Origin of the sequence: Streptomyces sp. NPDC059452, from assembly GCF_042750035.1 — a bacterium.
In the GTDB taxonomy this organism is placed as follows: domain Bacteria; phylum Actinomycetota; class Actinomycetes; order Streptomycetales; family Streptomycetaceae; genus Streptomyces.
Genome location: NZ_JBHYVE010000027.1, coordinates 59,750 through 77,403, shown reverse-complemented (window position 1 = coordinate 77,403; position 17,654 = coordinate 59,750). Strand labels below are relative to the sequence as shown.

At 74.2% G+C, this 17,654-nt stretch carries 15 protein-coding genes; 2 read left to right on the top strand and 13 right to left on the bottom strand.

Annotation, left to right across the window (positions count from 1 at the left end; translation table 11 throughout):
* Positions 1 to 17: 17 nt before the first annotated feature.
* The 13 genes from ACFW9Z_RS29180 to ACFW9Z_RS29120 all read right to left on the bottom strand — a co-directional run bounded on the left by ACFW9Z_RS29180 (position 18) and on the right by ACFW9Z_RS29120 (position 16,187).
* Positions 18 to 2,207 carry a PQQ-binding-like beta-propeller repeat protein gene (locus ACFW9Z_RS29180; RefSeq protein ID WP_384645565.1) on the bottom strand — a complete coding sequence of 730 codons (2,190 nt, stop codon included), beginning with the start codon at positions 2,205 to 2,207 and terminating at the stop codon, positions 18 to 20.
* Positions 2,208 to 2,213: 6 nt separating this feature from the next.
* On the bottom strand, positions 2,214 to 3,164 hold the full coding sequence (locus ACFW9Z_RS29175) for a serine/threonine protein kinase (protein WP_384645563.1): 951 nt from the start codon (positions 3,162 to 3,164) through the stop codon (positions 2,214 to 2,216).
* A 96-nt stretch (positions 3,165 to 3,260) separates the two neighbouring features.
* The gene (tsaE, locus tag ACFW9Z_RS29170) at positions 3,261 to 3,830 is read right to left on the bottom strand and encodes a tRNA (adenosine(37)-N6)-threonylcarbamoyltransferase complex ATPase subunit type 1 TsaE (RefSeq protein ID WP_384645562.1); all 570 of its coding nucleotides are present in this window, start codon (positions 3,828 to 3,830) and stop codon (positions 3,261 to 3,263) included.
* Positions 3,799 to 5,112, bottom strand: coding sequence for an alpha/beta fold hydrolase (locus tag ACFW9Z_RS29165; protein WP_384645561.1), 1,314 nt, complete (start codon positions 5,110 to 5,112; stop codon positions 3,799 to 3,801). Before ACFW9Z_RS29165 ends, tsaE begins: the two co-directional genes overlap by 32 nt.
* A complete protein-coding gene (alr, locus tag ACFW9Z_RS29160) occupies positions 5,109 to 6,371 on the bottom strand; it encodes an alanine racemase (protein WP_384645560.1) in 1,263 nt (420 codons plus the stop codon). The genes ACFW9Z_RS29165 and alr overlap by 4 nt, the downstream gene beginning before the upstream one ends.
* A 71-nt stretch (positions 6,372 to 6,442) precedes the next feature.
* Complete coding sequence (locus ACFW9Z_RS29155) at positions 6,443 to 6,829, bottom strand: DUF488 domain-containing protein (RefSeq protein WP_384645559.1); 387 nt, start codon at positions 6,827 to 6,829, stop codon at positions 6,443 to 6,445.
* Positions 6,830 to 7,054: 225 nt separating this feature from the next.
* Positions 7,055 to 8,542 carry an NAD(P)H-hydrate dehydratase gene (locus ACFW9Z_RS29150; protein WP_384645558.1) on the bottom strand — a complete coding sequence of 496 codons (1,488 nt, stop codon included), beginning with the start codon at positions 8,540 to 8,542 and terminating at the stop codon, positions 7,055 to 7,057.
* 185 nt (positions 8,543 to 8,727) lie between these two features.
* Positions 8,728 to 9,096 (bottom strand): holo-ACP synthase, encoded by a 369-nt coding sequence (locus ACFW9Z_RS29145; protein ID WP_384645557.1) that lies wholly within the window; start codon positions 9,094 to 9,096, stop codon positions 8,728 to 8,730.
* Positions 9,097 to 9,147: 51 nt separating this feature from the next.
* Positions 9,148 to 10,995 carry a glutamine--fructose-6-phosphate transaminase (isomerizing) gene (gene glmS, locus ACFW9Z_RS29140; RefSeq protein ID WP_384645555.1) on the bottom strand — a complete coding sequence of 616 codons (1,848 nt, stop codon included), beginning with the start codon at positions 10,993 to 10,995 and terminating at the stop codon, positions 9,148 to 9,150.
* 196 nt (positions 10,996 to 11,191) lie between these two features.
* Positions 11,192 to 12,619, bottom strand: a complete 1,428-nt coding sequence (locus tag ACFW9Z_RS29135; RefSeq protein WP_384645553.1) for a M14 family metallopeptidase — start codon at positions 12,617 to 12,619, stop codon at positions 11,192 to 11,194.
* Positions 12,620 to 12,832: 213 nt separating this feature from the next.
* Positions 12,833 to 14,434, bottom strand: coding sequence for a helix-turn-helix domain-containing protein (locus ACFW9Z_RS29130; RefSeq protein WP_384645552.1), 1,602 nt, complete (start codon positions 14,432 to 14,434; stop codon positions 12,833 to 12,835).
* Between the two features lie 96 nt (positions 14,435 to 14,530).
* Positions 14,531 to 15,343, bottom strand: coding sequence for an SAM-dependent methyltransferase (locus ACFW9Z_RS29125; RefSeq protein ID WP_384645551.1), 813 nt, complete (start codon positions 15,341 to 15,343; stop codon positions 14,531 to 14,533).
* Positions 15,312 to 16,187, bottom strand: coding sequence for a helix-turn-helix domain-containing protein (locus tag ACFW9Z_RS29120; protein ID WP_384645550.1), 876 nt, complete (start codon positions 16,185 to 16,187; stop codon positions 15,312 to 15,314). Before ACFW9Z_RS29120 ends, ACFW9Z_RS29125 begins: the two co-directional genes overlap by 32 nt.
* A 404-nt stretch (positions 16,188 to 16,591) precedes the next feature.
* On the opposite strand from ACFW9Z_RS29120, the gene ACFW9Z_RS29115 reads away from it, so the two are divergent.
* Positions 16,592 to 16,978: a hypothetical protein gene (locus ACFW9Z_RS29115; RefSeq protein WP_384645549.1), complete on the top strand. Its 387-nt coding sequence runs from the start codon at positions 16,592 to 16,594 to the stop codon at positions 16,976 to 16,978.
* Between the two features lie 128 nt (positions 16,979 to 17,106).
* A complete protein-coding gene (locus tag ACFW9Z_RS29110; protein WP_384645548.1) occupies positions 17,107 to 17,580 on the top strand; it encodes a DUF5707 domain-containing protein in 474 nt (157 codons plus the stop codon).
* Positions 17,581 to 17,654 lie beyond the last annotated feature (74 nt).

Sequence of the window (17,654 nt, the reverse complement as noted above, 5' to 3'; positions counted from 1 at the left end):
CGGCCCCGCCCGTCGGGTCAGCGCAGGGTGAACCCGGCCGCGTACGCGTCGCCCACGGCGACGAGCAGCCCCGAGGGCTCGTGCGGGAAGTACCGGCCGACCGCCGCCTTGAAGGGCCGGTCCGACCTGCCGTCGCTCCGCCGGGTGGCGACCAGCCCGGACGCGGAGGCGCTGTACAGGTGGCCGGGGCCGACGGCCGGTTCCACGTCGAGGACGATCTCGGTGTCCGCCCGGCCCTTCTCCGCCCAGCGCAGGGCCCCGTCCCCGGTGTCCACCGCGAGGACCCCCCGGCCCTGCTCCACGACGTACACCGTGTCGTCGGCGACCGTGGGCGGGCTCTGCCCCGCCCCCGGCCGCCCCTGGGTGAACCGCCAGGCCTGCTTGCCGTCGGCGAGCCGCCAGGCGGCCAGTCCGTCCGACGTCGTGTAGACATACCGGTCGTCCACCGCGAACCGCGCCCGGGCGAAGGCGGACTGCTTCCCTTCGAGCGGGCGCTCCCACAGCAGCCGCCCGGTGCCGGTGTCGCGGACGGACAGGGTGAGGCCGCCGTCCGCGTCCTGCCGGGTCAGGACCAGGTGGTCGCCCCGGACCTCGGCCGCCAGGAAGTGCCGCCGCTGCGAACCATCGGGGCGCGCGGGCAGGGGCACGGTCCAGCGCGGGCGGCCGGTGTCCAGGCCGAGCGCCACCAGCGACCAGGACTGGTCCTCGCGGAACGCCTGGGGCGAGACCGGCCCGCGTCCGCCCACCGCGTAGAGGGCCCCGTCCGCGACGCGGAGGAGCTGGTTCTGCCGGTGACGCCCCTGAAGGTCCGGGATCTCGGCGACGGGCTCACCGAGCTTTCCGTCCGTCAGGTTCAACGGTCGGACGACGAACGGATCGGTCTCCTCGAAGGGGTAGTCGATCACGTGGATGCGCCGCCCGTCCGAGGCGGTGTGGGGGAAGTGGTGCAGGTCCGGGTTGTCCCACCGGGCCTTGCCGGACTTCGGGTCGAGGGACTGGAGCTCGTTCGAGTCGACCGCGACCACGACCGCCTTCTCCAGCAGGTACGGCGCCAACGGCACCTCCGGATCGGGGCCGTAGTCGGCCTTCACCTGCCACAGCACGTCCCAGGCCGGGCTCTTGTCGGCACTCGGGCCCGGCCCGGCGGAGGTGTCCTGGCCGGGCCGGAACTTCACCCCCGCCCCGACCGCCGCCGCGCCGAGCAGGGCGCCGCCGCCCAGGGTGAGCAGTCGGCGGCGGGACGGCGCGGACCGCCCGGCCGGTGCGGTGGCCGTGCGGGCGGCTCCGTCCACCGGGTGGTCCGCGGGCGGCGGGAGGCGGTGCGGGGCCACGGACCAGACGGCGGCGGACCTGCGGACGGTCTCCATCACCAGGGCGGCGGGCAGTTGCTCCACGAAGTCACCGGTCGGCGGTTCGAGTTCGGCCGCGAGGTGTTCGGTGGACGGCCGCTCGGCGGCGTCCTTGGCCAGGCAGCGCGCCAGCACCGGGAGCAGGCCCGCCGGTACGCCGGTGAGGTCGGGTTCGGCGTAGCGGACGCGGTACAGGAGGTCCGCCGCCTGCCCGGAGCCGAACGGGCCGTGCCCGGCCGCCGCCAGGGTCAGCACGGCGGCCAGGGCGAACACGTCACCGGCGGCGGTGTGTTCCTGGCCGGTGGCCTGCTCGGGAGACATGTACGCGGGCGTGCCCGCCGCCGCCCCGGTACGGGTCAGCCGGTCGTCGCCGAAGGCACGGGCGATCCCGAAGTCGATGACCTTGGGGCCGTCGGCGGTGAGCATGATGTTGGACGGCTTGAGGTCGCGGTGGACCACCCCGGAGCGGTGCAGCTGGCCGAGGGCGGCGCAGAGCCGGGCGCCCAGGGCCCGTACCGCCGTCTCCGGCAGGGGCCCCGTCAGCTCCACCGCCTCGTCGAGCGTCGGCCCCAGGACGTACTCCGTGGCCAGCCAGGGGGTTTCGGCGGCGGGGTCGGCGTCGAAGACCCGGGCGCCGTGCACCGGGCCGATCACCCGGGCGGCCTCGGTCTCCAGCCGGAAGCGGGTACGGAAGACGGGGTCGGTGGCGATCCGGGCGTGCATGGTCTTGAGGGCGACGACGCGCCCGCCGCCGGAGCGGGCCAGATAGACGGTGCCCATGCCGCCACTGCCCAGCCGGGCCAACGGCCGGTAGCCGCCCAGCCGCTGCGGGTCGTCGTGGGTGAGTGCGGAGAACATCGGCGATCAGCCCCGGTCCGTCGCGGGGAGGGCGGGCGAGCCCGCCGGACCGGGCATGCCCGGAACCGGCTCCTCCGGTACGGGCAGCTCGGCAGCGAGCATCTCCGCCGACTGCCGGACCAGCTCCGCGGCGACCCGGGCGGGCAGCGGTACGGGGAACACGCCGTCGAGCACGGTGGCTCCCGCTCCCCCACGGGTGGCCGCCCCGGCCTCGGCGAGTTCGGCCGCCAGGCGTGCCGCGTCGGGCCGGGCCGCCGGGTCGCGGGCCAGGCACCCGGAGACCGCGGTGCGCAGGGGGAGCGGCAGTTCGGCGCTCTCGGGGACGGTGTGGCCGGTGCTCGCGTACGCCAGGACCGTGCCGAGGGCGTACACATCGCCCAGCGGCCGGGGCAGACCGCCCGTCAGCTGCTCGGGCGCGATGCTCGCGGGTTCGAGGCCGGAGTCCGCCGCCGCGCCGGGCCCGGCCGCGCGGACCGCGCCGAACCCGGTCGTGCGGGGCCCGTCGGAGGTGATGAGGACGGTGGCGGGGCAGATCCCCGCGTGGGCCGCGCCGACTGCGTGGGCGGCGGCCAGCGAGCGGGCCAGCGCCACGCCCAGGGCCAGGACGAAGGCCACGGGGAGGGGGCCGCGGTGCGCCGCGAGCGCGGCGGGGAGCGGGAGGGCCGGGGTGTACGGGGCCGCGTACCAGGGCCCTCCGGAGGGGTCGTGGCCACTCTCGTGGACGGGCAGGAAGCCGGGTATGGAGGAGAGGCGGAGCGCGCCCCGCGCCTCGGCGGACCAGCGCGCCGGGTCGGCGCCGGGGCGGGGCAGGCAGAGGAGGACGGTGCCGTCCCCGTCGGCACGGCGGGCGAGGTAGCGGCGGTCCGGTCCGGGACGGCCGCCGTCCCGCGCGTCGAGGGCCGCCAGCAGGACGTAGGGCCCGACGCGCGCCGGATCGTCGTGGCGTAGGTGTTCCATGCGCGTTCCCCCGTGGTCAGTGCCGAACGGAGCAACACTACTGATCGTCCCGGCGCCCCACAGACGGGCCCTCCCCCGCCCCGGGCAGCGCTGCCGCTACGCCAGTTCCCCCCGCAGCCCCGCCCAGCGCGGGCCGATGCCCACCAGGGTCACCTCGCGCCGGTCGTCGTCCGTGTCGCCGGTCGCGCGGTCGATGAGGACCCGGAGGCGGTCCTCGGAGAGCTCCTCCACCTTGCCGTCGCCCCACTCCACGACCACCACCGACTCCGGCAGCGACACATCGAGGTCCAGGTCCTCCATCTCGTCGAGACCGCCGCCCAGGCGGTACGCGTCGACGTGGACCAGGGCGGGACCGGTGCCCAGCGGCGGGTGGACGCGGGCGATGACGAAGGTGGGCGAGGTGACCGCGCCGCGCACGTCGAGGCCCTCGCCGAGGCCCCGGGTGAGGGTCGTCTTCCCGGCGCCCAGCTCGCCCGTGAGCATGACCAGGTCGCCGGGGGCCAGGACCCTCGCGAGGCGGCGACCCAGGTCCTGCATCTGTTCGGGGGACTCGACGGTGATCGTCACGGTGACGGCCTCGGGGAGGTCCGTTGAGGGGGCCGTCGAGAGGTCCGAGGGGGCGCCCGGAACGGTCTCAGCGGCCGGGCTGCTGTGCGGTGCTTCCATGCTCGCCAACGTTAGCGGCAGCCACCGCCCCGCCGCGTACGAGCAGGTCGGCCAGCCGGTCGGTGACCGTCTCCGGGTGCTCCAGCATCACCAGGTGCCCGGCGTCCGGCACCAGGATCAGCTCGGCCTCGGGCAGCACCTCCGCGATGGCCTCGCTGTGCGAGCTGGGGGTGACCAGGTCCTTCTCCCCGGCCAGGATCAGCACCGGCACATCCCGGAAGGCGGGCAGCGCGCCGCTCTCGTCGTGCTCGGTGAAGGCCGGGTAGAACTCGGCGACCACATCGATCGGGGTCGACTCGATCAGCCGCTCCGCGAACCGGGCGACGGCCGGGTCCACGTCCCGCGAGCTGAACGAGTACCGCTTGATCAGCCCGGCGAAGAGGTCGGCGGTGGCCCGGCGCCCCTTCTCCACCAGCTCCGCCTGCGTACCCAGCGCCCGCAGCACCCCCGGCAGCACCCGGCGCACCGCCCGTACGCCCGCCACCGGCAGCCCGAAGGTGACCTCGCCGAGCTTGCCGCTGGAGGTGCCGACGAACGCCACGGCGGCGACCCGGTCGCGGATGAGGGCCGGGTACTGATCGGCCAGCGCCATCATCGTCATACCGCCCATGGAGTGGCCGACGAGCACGATCCGCCCTTCGGGGGCCGCCGCGTCGATGACGGCCTTGAGGTCGCGGCCGAGCTGGTCGATGCCGAGGCCCACCCCTTCCGCCTGGGCGCGCCCGCGCTCGGAGCGGCCGTGGCTGCGCTGGTCCCAGTAGACGGCGCGGACGAGGCCGCGCAGGGCGGCGCGCTGGAAGTGCCAGGAGTCCTGACCGAGGCAGTAGCCGTGACTGAAGACGACGGTGACGGGGGCGGGGGCCTTGCGCCCGAAGAGCCGACGGCGGCGGCTGCCGGAAGCGGTGGAGCCGGGGGCGGGGGAGCCGGGACCGTTTCCGGTGGAGCCACCGGGGCCGTTTCCACGGGAAACGGCCCCGTCCCCCGGCTGCGCGGGCTCCACCTCGTCGACCTCGTAGTACAGCTCGGTCCCGTCGTCGGCGACCGCCCGGCCCGGGGTGCCGCGCAGGGAGCCGTACGGTCCGGTGGCGTCCAGCGCGAGGCGGGCCTTCTTGCGCATCCCGCGCCCGACCGTCAGCCGCTCGACGGCGACCCCGGCCGCCGCACCCGCGGCGAGCACTCCTATCGCGGCCCCGGCCACCCCCGCCCGGCGCCAGCCCGCCGCCGTCGAAGCGGCAGCCGCCACGACGTCCCCCGCCGCCGCCCCCGCGCTGCTGTCGCTCACTGCGGTGCGCCCCCGGTCGGATCGTTCGGCCCGGCCGGATGGTTCGGTCCGGCCGAAGCGCTCGGGCCGGTCGCTGCGGCGAGACCTGCCGGAGCCGCCGGACCTCCCGGAGCCGCCGGACCTGCCGTCCCGTTCACGTACACCCTCGGTACCCGGCCGCCGATCCGGGTGACGATCTCGTACCCGATCGTGCCGGCGGCCACCGCCCAGTCCTCCACGCTCGGCTCGCCCCGGTCGCCCGGTCCGAACAGCACCGCCTCGGCGCCCGGTTCGGGCCGGTCGCCGCCGAGGTCCACCACGAACTGGTCCATCGCGACGCGGCCCGCCGCCGTACGGACCCTGCCGCCGACCAGGACCGGACCGCGCCCCGAGGCATGGCGCGGGATGCCGTCCGCGTAGCCGACGGGGATCAGGCCGAGCGTGGTCTCGGCGGGGGTGGCGTAGTGGTGGCCGTAGCTGACGCCGTGCCCGGCCGGGACGTCCTTGACCAGGGCGACGGCGGCGGCGAGCGTCATCACCGGGCGCAGCCCCAGCTCGGCGGGGGTGCCCAGCTCGGGGGCGGGCGAGATGCCGTACATCGCGATGCCGGTCCGTACGAGGTCGAAGTGGGCCTCGGGGATCGTGAGCGTGGCCGGGGAGTTGGCGAGGTGACGCACCTCGGGCTCCACGCCCTCCTTCTCGGCGTACGCGACCATGTCCCGGAACGCGGAGAGCTGGGTGGCGATCGAGGGGTGGCCGGGCTCGTCGGCGCAGGCGAAGTGGGACCAGAGGCCGGTGATCTTGATGATGCCGGTCCGCTCGGCGGCGCGGGCCTCGGCGACGAGTTCGGGCCAGTCGGCGGGCTGGCAGCCGTTGCGGCCGAGGCCGGTGTCGGCCTTGAGCTGGACGCGGGCCGGGCGGTCGGCTCCGGCCGCGACGATCTCGCGCAGCGCCCACAGACCGCTGACCGACACGTCGATGTCGGCCTCGATGGCCTCGCGCCAGGGCCCGCCCGGCGTCCAGAGCCAGCACATGATCCGGCCGTCGAGCCCGGCGGCCCGCAGGGCGAGGGCCTCGTGCGGGGTCGCGGTGCCGAGCCAGGTCGCCCCGGCCTCCCGGGCGGCAAGGGCGCACGGCACGGCCCCGTGCCCGTACGCGTCCGATTTCAGTACGGCCATGAGCTGTGCCCCGGCCGCCCGCTCGCGCAGGGCACGCACATTGGCGCGCAGCGCGGCGAGGTCGATCTCGGCACGGGCTCTCAGGGACGCTGTCTCGTTCATCGCGCCCAGTGTCTCAGAGGTGCCTGCCGCCTCCCCGGCACCGCACGCCGTTATCCACACCTATGTACGACCTATGTACGTTTCATCACATGCTTGAGGTGGTCGACGAGGACCGGGACATGACTGTCGGCGACATCCTTGACGGCGGTGATCAGCGTGACCGGGCCGCCCTCGCGCACGATCCCCACCAGCCGGTCGACGGCCTCGGTGTGGGCCGGGTCGGCCAGCTCGGTGCGGTAGCGGTCGACGAAGGTGTCGTGGCGGGCGCCGGAGCGGTCCTGGTGGTACCAGGACCGCAGCTCGTCCGAGGGGGTGATCTCCTTCAGCCACACATCGATCGCGGCCCGCTCCTTGGAGACACCGCGCGGCCAGAGCCGGTCGACGAGGACGCGGGTGCCGTCGCCGTCCTCGGGCGGGTCGTAGACCCTGCGTACGCGTACGGGTTCGCTGCCGCTCACGGCATGGACCGCCTTTCCGCCGGGGTCATCGAGGTCGTCGGGTCATCGGGGCATCGGAGTCATCGGGGCTATCGCGGCTATCGGGCTTCCACGATGGCCCCGGACCGCCACGCCCGCGAGTCGCACGCCGCCACGGACCCGCTCACCCCACCCGCGTACGCCGCATGTCAGCCCCCTACGCCGCACGCCCCCCGCCCCACCCCTCTCCTCACCCCGCCCCTCTCCTCACCCTGCCCGCACATCGCGCCAGGCCGCCGGGATGGAGTCCGCCACGTCCTGCGCGGAGACCGGGCCCCCGTCCGAGCCGTGCCGGGCGGCGAGTCCGTGCAGGTAGGCGCCGACGGAGGCCGCGTCGCGCGGGGCGAGCCCGGCCGCGAGCAGGGACCCCGTCAGCCCGGACAGCACATCGCCGCTGCCCGCCGTGGCCAGCCACCCGGTCCCGGTCGGGTTGACCCGTACGGGGGTGTCCCGGGCCTCCGCGACGAGGGTCGTGGACCCCTTCAGGAGCACGGTGGCGCGGTAGCGGGCGGCCAGCTCCCGTACGGCGGCGAGCCGCCCGGCCTCCACCTCCTCGCGCGCCACGCCGAGCAGCGCGGCGGCCTCCCCGGCGTGCGGGGTCAGCACGGTGGCGGCGGTCCGGGTCCGTACGGTCTCAGGGTCCAGCAGCCGCAGCCCGTCCGCGTCGACCAGTACGGGGACGTCGGCGGCCAGCACATCGGCGGCGGCCTCCTCCGCCCACCGCCCGTCCCCGAGCCCCGGCCCGACGACCCACGCCTGCACGCGTCCGGCCTTCGAGGGCGGCCCGGCGTGCACCAGGGTCTCCGGGAAGCGGGCGATCACCGCGTCCGCGCCGGGGCCCACGTACCGCACGGCCCCCGCCCCGCCGCGCAGGGCGCCCGCGACCGCGAGGACCGCCGCGCCCGGGTAGCGCTCGGAACCGGCGACGACGCCGACGACCCCCCGGCTGTACTTGTCGCTCTCGGCGCCCGGCACCGGCAGCAGCGCCGCCACGTCCGCGGACTGGAGCGCCTCCAGGTCCGGCGGCTCCGGCAGCTCCGGCCCGAGCCCGATGTCCACCAGCCGCAGGGCGCCCGCGTGTTCGGCGGCGGGGTCGATGAGGAGGCCCGGCTTGTACGTGCCGAAGGTGACGGTCGCGTCGGCCGTCACGGCCTCGCCGTGCACCTCCCCGCTGTCGGCCTCCACCCCGCTGGGCAGGTCGACGGCGATGACAGGGGTACGGTCCCGGCCCTGCCCCTTGCTCTGGGCCTGGCCCCCGTCCCGGGTCACCGCCCGCAGCAGGGCCACGGCGTCCTCGCGCAGCCCGCCGCGACCGCCGATCCCGGTGATGCCGTCCACGACGAGGTCGAGCGCGCCGCCGACTTCATCGGGCCCGTCGGCAATCCGCCCCCCGGCGGCCAGGAACGCGGCGAGTCCGCCCGCGTGCGCCCGGTCGGGCGCGAGGAGGAGGGCGCGCACTCCGGCGCCCCGGCGGGCGAGCCGCGCACCGGCGTACAGGGCGTCGCCCCCGTTGTCGCCGCTGCCGACCAGGAGCAGGACCCGGGCCCCGTACACCCGGCCGTTGCGCCGGAGCAGATCCCCGCAGGCGGCGGCGAGCCCGGCGGCGGCACGCTGCATCAGGGCACCTTCCGGCACCCGCTTCATGAGGGCGGCCTCGGCGGCCCGTACGGTCTCCACGCTGTAGGCACGTCGCATACCGCCAACCCTGGGCGATCACGGGCCCGAACGCCACCTCCACATGCGCGCACGCGCCCTCGTCGGCCGGAAGCGGCCCCCGACCGGTCACCCCGGGGGCCGGTGGACCCTCGCCCCTCCCGATCCGCCGGGCGGCGGGCCTCCCGGTCACCCCGGCCCCCGCGAACCTCAGCCCTCCGCGAGCCTCACCCCTCCGCGATCACCACCGCCGAAGCCACCCCCGCGTCATGGCTGAGCGAGACGTGCCAGCCCCGCACCCCCAGCTCGGCCGCGCGGGCGGCCACCGTGCCGCGCACCCGGAGCCGGGGCTGCCCGCTCTCCTCGACCCAGACCTCCGCGTCGCTCCAGAGCAGCCCGCCCGGCGCCCCGAGCGCCTTCGCCAGGGCCTCCTTCGCGGCGAACCGGGCGGCGAGCGAGGCGATTCCGCGCCGCTCGCCGCTGGGCAAGGTCAGCTCGCCCTCGACGAAGAGCCGGTCGGCCAACTGGGGCGTACGCTCCAGCGCGGCGCCGAACCGCTCGATCTCGGCCACGTCGATCCCGACTCCGATGATCACGAACCCACCCTCGCCATCCCCATCACTTCGCTCCGGGGCGCGCGCCCCGGCTCACTCCACGGTCACGGACTTCGCCAGATTGCGCGGCTGGTCCACTTCGTTGCCGCGGGCCGTCGCCAGCTCGCAGGCGAAGACCTGGAGCGGCACGGTGGCGACCAGCGGCTGAAGCAGCGTAGGCGTTGCGGGGACGGTGATGAGGTGGTCGGCGTACGGGACGACGGCCTCATCGCCCTCCTCGGCCACGACGATGGTGCGCGCGCCCCGGGCCCGGATCTCCTGGATGTTGGAGACGATCTTGTCGTGGAGGACCGAACGCCCGCGCGGCGACGGCACGATGACGACGACCGGCAGGCCCTCCTCGATGAGCGCGATCGGCCCGTGCTTGAGCTCCCCGGCCGCGAAGCCCTCGGCGTGCATGTACGCGAGTTCCTTGAGCTTGAGCGCGCCTTCGAGGGCCACCGGGTAGCCGACGTGGCGCCCGAGGAAGAGCACGGTGTCGTGGTGGGCGAGGGAGCGGGCCAGCTCGCGGACGGGCTCCATGGTCTCCAGTACGCGGTCGACCTCGGCGGAGATCGCGGAGAGCTGGCGCACCACCGTACGGATCTCGTCACCCCACTTGGTGCCCCGCAACTGGCCGAGGTACAGGGCGACGAGGTAGCAGGCGACGAGCTGGGTGAGGAAGGCCTTGGTGGAGGCGACGGCGACCTCGGGCCCGGCGTGCGTGTAGAGGACGGCGTCGGATTCGCGCGGGATCGTCGAACCGTTCGTGTTGCAGATGGCGAGCACCTTCGCGCCCTGCTCGCGGGCGTGGCGCAGCGCCATCAGGGTGTCCATGGTCTCGCCGGACTGGGAGATGGCGATGACGAGGGTGCGCTGGTCGAGGATCGGGTCCCGGTAGCGGAACTCGCTGGCCAGCTCGGTCTCGCAGGGCAGCCGGGTCCAGTGCTCGATGGCGTACTTGGCGATCATCCCGGCGTGGAACGCGGTCCCGCAGGCGACGATGACGACCTTGTCGACCTCGCGGAGTTCGGCGTCGGGGATGCGTACCTCGTCCAGACTCAGCGTTCCCTCGCCGTCGATCCGGCCGAGGAGGGTGTCGGCGACGGCCTGGGGCTGGTCGGCGATCTCCTTGAGCATGAAGGAGGCGTAACCGCCCTTCTCTGCGGCGGAGGCGTCCCAGTCGACGTGGTACTCGCGCACCTCGGCGAGCGCCCCGTCGAACCCGGTGACGGTGACGCCCTCGCGGCTCAGCTCGACGACCTGGTCCTGGCCCAGCTCGATGGCGGACCGGGTGTGCGCGATGAAGGCCGCGACGTCGGAGGCGAGGAACCACTCCTCGTCCCCCACCCCCACCACGAGCGGGGAGTTGCGCCGGGCGCCGACCACCACGTCCGGCTGGTCCGCGTGCACGGCGACGAGCGTGAACGCCCCCTCCAGCCGCCGGCACACCTGCCGCATGGCGTCCGCGAGGTCCCCGCCCGCCGAGAACGCCTCGGCCAGCAGATGCGCGACGACCTCGGTGTCCGTCTCCGACTCCAGGGCGTGCCCGCGCCCGGTCAGCTCGCGCCGCAGGGCCGCGAAGTTCTCGATGATCCCGTTGTGGACGACGGCGACCCGGCCCGCGTTGTCCAGGTGGGGATGGGCGTTCACATCGTTGGGCGCCCCGTGCGTCGCCCACCGCGTGTGCCCGATCCCGGTCCGCCCGGCCGGCAGCGGCCGGTCCCCCAGCTCCTTCTCCAGATTGACGAGCTTGCCCGCCTTCTTCGCGGCGGCGAGCCCGCCGTCCGCGAGCACGGCGACACCCGCCGAGTCGTAGCCCCGGTATTCGAGGCGCTTCAGTCCTGCGACGACGACGTCCTGCGCCGACTGCCCACCGACATAACCCACGATTCCGCACATAGTGGCACCATAAGGCCGGAACCCCTCCCGTGTACGGAACCCCTCCCGTGTACGGAACCCCTCCCGTGTACGGAACCCCTCCCGTGTACGGAAGCCCTCCCGTGTACGGAATGCGGGCGCTTCGCGGGCACTTCGCGGGCCGGGGCCGGTGCCGTGAAGCACCACCGGACCCGGCCCGCACTCGGCGGGAACCCCGTCACGAGCAGTACTGCGCCTCCTTGCCGATCGACCGGTACATGCAGTCCGCGTTCTCGATCAGTTGCAGTACCGCGTCCCGGTTGCGGGAGGTCTCGCGCTCGATGATCTCGTCGGGCGGGTAGAAGCCACCGCCGGAGGCCGAGCGCGGGTACATCTCGAAGGTGTAGCCGAAGATCCGCTGCGAGCCCCACAGCCAGTCGTCGATCGAGCCGTCGGTGATGTAGAGGTCGCTGGACTGCTCGGCGGTGTACCCGTTGCTCGCCGCCATCTTGCGGCCCACCGCCGCGAACGCGTTGCGGTCGTCGGCCGTCATGCCGGGGGCCGTGTCGGCGTAGGTGTAGCCGTACGGCCAGAGCACCAGCTCGCTGTACGAGTGGAAGTCGATGGCCGCCGTGATCTGCTGCTTCCCGCCGACCACCCGGCTCCGTACGAAGTCCGCCACGACCTTCGTCTCGGGCGCGGACTCGGCGGCCCTGCCCCGGTACGTCTCCGAGGACGGGCTGGAGGAGGAGCCGCCGCAGCAGCCCCACTTGAAGGCCCAGTTGCGGTTGAGGTCGGTGCCGACCGCGGTGGAGCCGGAGTTGGGCTGCCGGTTCTTGCGCCAGCTGCGGTACGAGCCGGTGGCGATGTCGTACTCGCCGCCGTCCGGGTTCATGTCCGGGATGATCCAGAGCTCGCGGCCGTCGACCGCCTGGGTGATCCGGGGGTCGGAGCCGTACCCCTCGGCGAACTCGCGGAGCAGGTAGAGCGACATCTCGACGGTCAGGTGCTCGCGGGCGTGCTGGTGGGCGGTGAACAGGACCTCGGGCTCGGCCTCGTCAGTGCCCACATTGTCGCTGATCTTGATCGCGACGATGTCGCGGCCCTGGTAGGTCTTGCCGATGACGCGCTTGCTCATGATCGAGGGGTTGGCGGCGATGCGGGCGTCGATGGCCGCGGTCATCTCGGCGTAGTTGTGGTAACGGGAGTCGGCCGGCGGGAAGTCGAGCGCGGTGGCCCCGTCCGAGCCGTGGTCGTGGTCGTGGGCGTCGGCGTCAGGTGCGGGCAGCGCCTCCAGGACGTGGCCCTTGGCCCGGAGCTTCCCGGCCTGGGCAGCGTCCGCGGTGATCACGATGCCGTGCTGGTGCACCTCGTCGATCGAGACGCCCGCGCGGGCGATCTCGGTACGGGCGGCGGGGGTGGTGCGCCCGGTGATCTCGTACTGGAGCGTCCGCTCGTCCGCGGCGACGGCCGCGTTCGGGGCGGAGGTCTCGGCGGTGGCGACGGCGGACGCCGGGGCGGCGAGGCCGAGGGCGAGCAGGACGGCGAGGGTGGCGTTCCTTCTGACCTTCGTCCTGGTCTTCGTCTTGGTCTTCGTCCTGGTCTTCGTCCTGGTCTTCGTTCCGACCTTCGCCGGGCGGGGTTTCCGTGTGCTGGCGAGTCGCATGCTGGCAGTCTCCTGAGTCCGTGGGGGTGGGGGGTGGAGCTGTGCGACGGGCACAGGATGAACCCATGTCATGACCGGGTCAAGAAGCGGATTTCGGCCACTCGCCCCGCGGGCGAGGACGGGCACGGTGACCAGGGCGGCCCGGGCCTCCTCGCGACGGAGCACGACGGAGCACGACGGAGCACGACGGAGCACGACGCACGGCGCGGGTGCTTACAGACGGCGGTACGTGCGCCCGCCCCGCCGGGGGAGGACCCTCGGGTCGTCCCCGTCCTTCGCGGTGGCCTCCAGGGCGAGGTGCAGTTCGGCGCGGACGGTGGCGTCGGTGAGGTTCTGCCCGAGGCGCTCGGCGCACTGGGTCAGCCAGACCGTCAGGGTGGTGCGGTGGACGTGCAGCTCGGTCGCGGCGGGGGCGGTTCGGGCGTGGTGGCGCAGCCAGCAGGCGAGCGCGATCCGGAGATGGGGGGCGAGCCCTCCGACCAGACCGACGGCCCAGGTGCGGGCCGCGTCGGTGTCCAGGATCCCGCCGGGCAGCGCCTCCAGGCGGGCCCGATCGCCGTTCTCCTGGCCGCCGCTCTCCGGCCGGGCCTCGCCGCCGGGGTCCCGACCGCCCTCCTGGCCGCTGCCGTTCTCCCCCTGGCCGGGGCCGGGGTCATCGCCCTGGCCGGGGCCGGGATCATCCCCCCGCCCCGGGCCGGGATCGTCGCCGCCGGTCGGGGCCCGGAGCGCGAGCAACAGGTGCGCCTGCACCGTGACATCGTCCAGGTCCGCGCCGAGGAGGGCGGCGAGGCCGCGGAGCCGGGTGCGGACCGTGCCGGGCGAGAGCCCGAGCGCGGCGGCGGCGCGGGGAGCGCTGCCGGTGCGGAGCCGGACCAGGAGCAGGTGCCGGTGTTCCGGGGCCAGCGGGCTCAGCACGGACCGCGCCCAGGTGGCGTACGGGCCAGGGGGGAGCAGCCGGGCGAGCTGGGTGGTGCCGACGGCGTCGGCGGGGACGATGCGGTGGGCGGGGGTGGCGCTGTGCCGGGCCGCCGCCGCGTCGGCGTGAGCGGTGGGCATCTCGGCCAGGGGCAGGGGTCCGGCCAGCCCCGCGAGGAGGCCGTGACGTTCGCTCACCCGGGAGACCAGGCGCAGGATCCGCCCGTCGTCGCTGCCGTGGTGGAGCTCGGCGACCAGGAGTTCGCCGTCCACCTCACCGATCAGGGCGCAGGATCCGCCGTGCCCGGCCAGGGACGGGCGGGCGGCCCGCCAGAGGACCTGGTGGGCGGTGGGGACGTCGGGGCCGCTGAGCCGGTAGACGGTGACATGCGTGAGCCCGCCCGCGCTCACGGTGTCCGTGACGGCGGCGGTGTGACCGGCCAGCAGCAGCCGGAGCAAGGTGCTGTGCAGCCGCATCTGTTCGGCGCGCAGCTCGGCGGCCCGCTGCCCGCGCACCTCCAGGAGGGCCGCCGTGGTGGCGGCGACGTGGCCGACGTGTTCGGCGGGCACGGTGGGCGCCGGGTGCAGGACGAGGACGGCTCCGGCCGCCGGGCGCTGCACGTGGTGCGGGCGGTCCTGCGGATGGGCCGCGGCGTGGACGCCCTCGGCGGCCGCGGTGGCGGGCGTGCTGTAGACGGCCCCGGCGATCGGGTCGGCCAGCACCGCCGCCCCCTGGACGAGAACGGCGGCCTCGCTGACCAGTTGCGCACCGGACCGCGTCGCGGCCCGCAGCAGCCGGTCCGCCACCGCTTCCCGCACCGTACGGGCATCCCCCTCCCGCACCGTACGGGCATCTCCCGGGCCGACGGCGTCGGGTCCGGCCGTATGCATGGCGCTCACACCGCACCCCCTCGGCGATCGGAACAAGACGGGACGAAGCGCGCCGCGCACCTGCGATCCGGGTGCGCGGCGCGGCGGTTACGGGAATGGGGCGGGTCAGGGAATGCGGGCGACGGCCCCCCACCCGGCCCGGGCGGTGGTGGTGCCGGTGTTCGCGTCGGGCCGCCAGTTCGGCCAGGACACCATCCCCGGCTCCACCATCTCCAGCCCGTCGAAGAACGCGATCGTGGTCTCCGGCTCGCGGAAGATGTACGGGATCGCCCCGCTGCTGTTGTACTCGTCCTGGACGGCCCGGTGGGCCTCGTCCGATGCGGTGGAGTGGGACAGGGAGAGGTAACTGCCCGAGGGCAGCCGCTCCACCAGCCGCCGCACCAGGGACAGGGCGTCGTCCCAGTCCACGATGTGCCCCAGCACGTCGGAGATCACCAGGGCGACGGGCGCACTCAGGTCCAGGGTCTTCGCCGCGCCGTTCAGGACGGCCTCCGTGTCGCGCATGTCCGCCTCCACGTAGGCGGTCGCGCCCTCGGCGCTGCTGGTCAGCAGGGCGTGGACGTGCAGCAGCACCAGCGGGTCGTGGTCGACGTAGACGATCTTCGAATCCGGGGCTATCCGCTGGGCGACCTCGTGCGTGTTGTTCGCCGTCGGCAGGCCCGCGCCGACGTCCAGGAACTGCCTGATCCCGGCATCGCGGGCGAGGTAGGTCACCGTACGGCGCAGGAAGTCACGCGACTCCTTCGCGAACGTCTCGATCAGCGGGTACTTCTCCCGGTAGGCGTCGCCCGCGGCCCGGTCCGCCGGAAAGTTGTCCTTCCCGCCGAGCCAGTAGTTCCACACGCGCGCGGAGTGCGCGACGCTCGTGTCGATCTGCGCGGGCAGTTCAGCCCCGTTTCCGTTCCCGGTCGTACTCATCCTGCAGGACCTCCCTCGTTCGGTCCGGACGCATCGCCATCACGCACGAAACGTCCAGCATCGCCTGATATTCCTGTACGGGCGGGTCGCTGTCCCAGACCTCCGCCGTTCCCGGCAACCCGCCCTCGCGCACCACATGATCCGCGATCTCGCGGATCTCCACGCGGTAAAGGCTCAATGCCGGAACCCCGGTCAGCGGATGGGGCGGTGCACTCTCGGGATGCAGCTGCACCATCACATCCCGCCGCTCCGCGGCCTCTTGGAGTGCGGCGAGCTGTTCGCGCATCACCTCGCCTTCGCCGACCCGGCAGCGCAGTGCGGTGACCGGCAGGACCGCCCACACCCGCGCCTGCTGCTCACGCAGCCGCCGCTGACGCATCATCAGCAGATCCGCGCGCCGCCGCCGGACCGCCGCGTCCAGCTCCGGCCGCATGACGGCGTCCACGGCCATGGCGTACGCCGGGGTGCGCAGCAGCAACGGCACGAGCGCCGGGTCCCAGGTGCGTACGAAGCTGGTGGCGGACTCCACGCTCATCAGGTCCATGAGCCAGGGGTCCATCGCATCGCGCCACGGATGCCACCAGCCGGGCATGTTGGCCGCGTTGAGCCGCCCCATGATGTCGTCGGTCTCGGACACCCCCGCCCCGTACTGGTCGAGCAGGGCGGACACCTGCCCCACGTCCAGGGACGTCTGCGCCTGCTCCAGCCTCCGCAGCGTCGACGGGTGCCAGCCGAGCCGCTTGGCGGCCTGGGGTACGGAGAGGCCGGCCCCTTCCCGCAGGTGCCGCAGCCGCGCCACCAGGACCAGGTGCTGCGCGGTCCGGCCGGACCGTTCACGTGCCACGGCTCCTCCTCCTGCTCCAGCTCGACATCCGACACTTCACGCAGCTTGTGCACAGTGCACACAGTGCACCTTGCGATGATCGCGCGCCGCTCTCATGGTGAGTATGTCCGACTCCACCGACCACAGGACGGCGGAGTGCTGCCACCGCCTCTCGCACCCTCGCGGAGCCCTCATGGCCACCCCGACCACCGCTCGCCGGCGCGCCCCGATCATCCCCGCGCTCGCCCGCCGCACCATCATCGCCTGCTCACGGGACCGCAGTTGAACGACGGGCACCCTCTTGGCCCACCACCTCCACCCTCGCCGCCCCCTTCCCCGTACAGCACCTTTCCTGCCCCCGCCCAGCACCCCTCCCCCGCCCCGAACTCGCCGGTCCCGTACGCGCGCACCTTGGAGTCCACCCCATGAACCACCCCAACCTGACCGACCCGGACCCTCACCCCGCCTTCGCCCCGCCGAGGCAGCTCCCCCGCCGCCCCCTGGACCTCCGCGTCCGCACCCGGCGCATCCAGATCGAGGAACTCATCGTCGACGACCCCGCCAAGGTCCTCGACCACGCCGGCCAGGCCGCCCTCACCGCCCCCGACACCGCCGCCGTCCTCGGGCACAGCTCCACCACCCCCCTCACCCTCCCGGCGGCGGCCGCCCTGCTCTGCGCCCTCCACGAACCGGGCGAACTCGCCGCGATGGGCCTGCGCCTCACCCGCCACACCACCCATGTCACCGCCTCGGACCAGCAGACCGAGCCCGTCTCCCTGGAGCTCTCCTACACTCCCGAACTGGACACCTGACCTGCACCACTGAGTACGAGGAATGAGCACGCGCACTCACGCCCCGGGCTCCCCGGCAGCCCCACCATGGCCACATAGCACCGATCGACCGCTGATCCGACCGGCCATCACTTCACCGAGGAGCCCTCATGCCCAAGCGTGTCGTCACCGTCACCGTCTCCGCCCTCGCCGGTGTCGCCCTGCTGGCAGGAGCGGGCACCTACGCCTTCGCCGGAACCGGGAGCACCGGGAGCACCGGGCCCGAGGTGACGAAGGCCTCCGCCACGTACGTCGCCCCGAGCGCGGACAAGGACGGCTCGCTCACCTTCACCGCCCGGGTGTCGGACGACTCCGGCATCCGGAACCTGAAGGTGCTGGCCTGGCCCCAGACCATGACGCCCGCCCCGGACGCGGAGGAGATGGCCCACGTGGAGTCCGCCACCTGTGAGCCCTCGGGCCCCTCGGGGGACAGGGCCGCGCTCTGCACGTACCGGGTGAAGGTCACCGGCGCGGAGGCGGCCGAATCGCCGAAGGGCGCCTGGAACGTGGCGGTCCTGGCCTCCGCGAAGGACGGCGGCAGGACGTTCGCGCTGAAGGCGGCCGGGTTCACGGTCAAGGACTGAAGGACTGACAGACACAGGCGGTCCTGGCACGACCGGACACGAGCGGCCCACCGCCCCTCCCGAAGGGCGAACCT

What these genes read in the sequence shown, in the direction of transcription:
- glmS (WP_384645555.1), bottom strand. Translation starts at nt 10,995, where the DNA reads ATGTGCGGAATCGTGGGTTATGTCGGTGGGCAGTCGGCGCAGGACGTC.
- ACFW9Z_RS29150 (WP_384645558.1), bottom strand. Translation starts at nt 8,542, where the DNA reads ATGCGACGTGCCTACAGCGTGGAGACCGTACGGGCCGCCGAGGCCGCC.
- tsaE (WP_384645562.1), bottom strand. Translation starts at nt 3,830, where the DNA reads ATGGAAGCACCGCACAGCAGCCCGGCCGCTGAGACCGTTCCGGGCGCC.
- ACFW9Z_RS29180 (WP_384645565.1), bottom strand. Translation starts at nt 2,207, where the DNA reads ATGTTCTCCGCACTCACCCACGACGACCCGCAGCGGCTGGGCGGCTAC.
- ACFW9Z_RS29115 (WP_384645549.1), top strand. Translation starts at nt 16,592, where the DNA reads ATGAACCACCCCAACCTGACCGACCCGGACCCTCACCCCGCCTTCGCC.
- ACFW9Z_RS29135 (WP_384645553.1), bottom strand. Translation starts at nt 12,619, where the DNA reads ATGCGACTCGCCAGCACACGGAAACCCCGCCCGGCGAAGGTCGGAACG.
- ACFW9Z_RS29110 (WP_384645548.1), top strand. Translation starts at nt 17,107, where the DNA reads ATGCCCAAGCGTGTCGTCACCGTCACCGTCTCCGCCCTCGCCGGTGTC.
- ACFW9Z_RS29175 (WP_384645563.1), bottom strand. Translation starts at nt 3,164, where the DNA reads ATGGAACACCTACGCCACGACGATCCGGCGCGCGTCGGGCCCTACGTC.
- alr (WP_384645560.1), bottom strand. Translation starts at nt 6,371, where the DNA reads ATGAACGAGACAGCGTCCCTGAGAGCCCGTGCCGAGATCGACCTCGCC.
- ACFW9Z_RS29125 (WP_384645551.1), bottom strand. Translation starts at nt 15,343, where the DNA reads ATGAGTACGACCGGGAACGGAAACGGGGCTGAACTGCCCGCGCAGATC.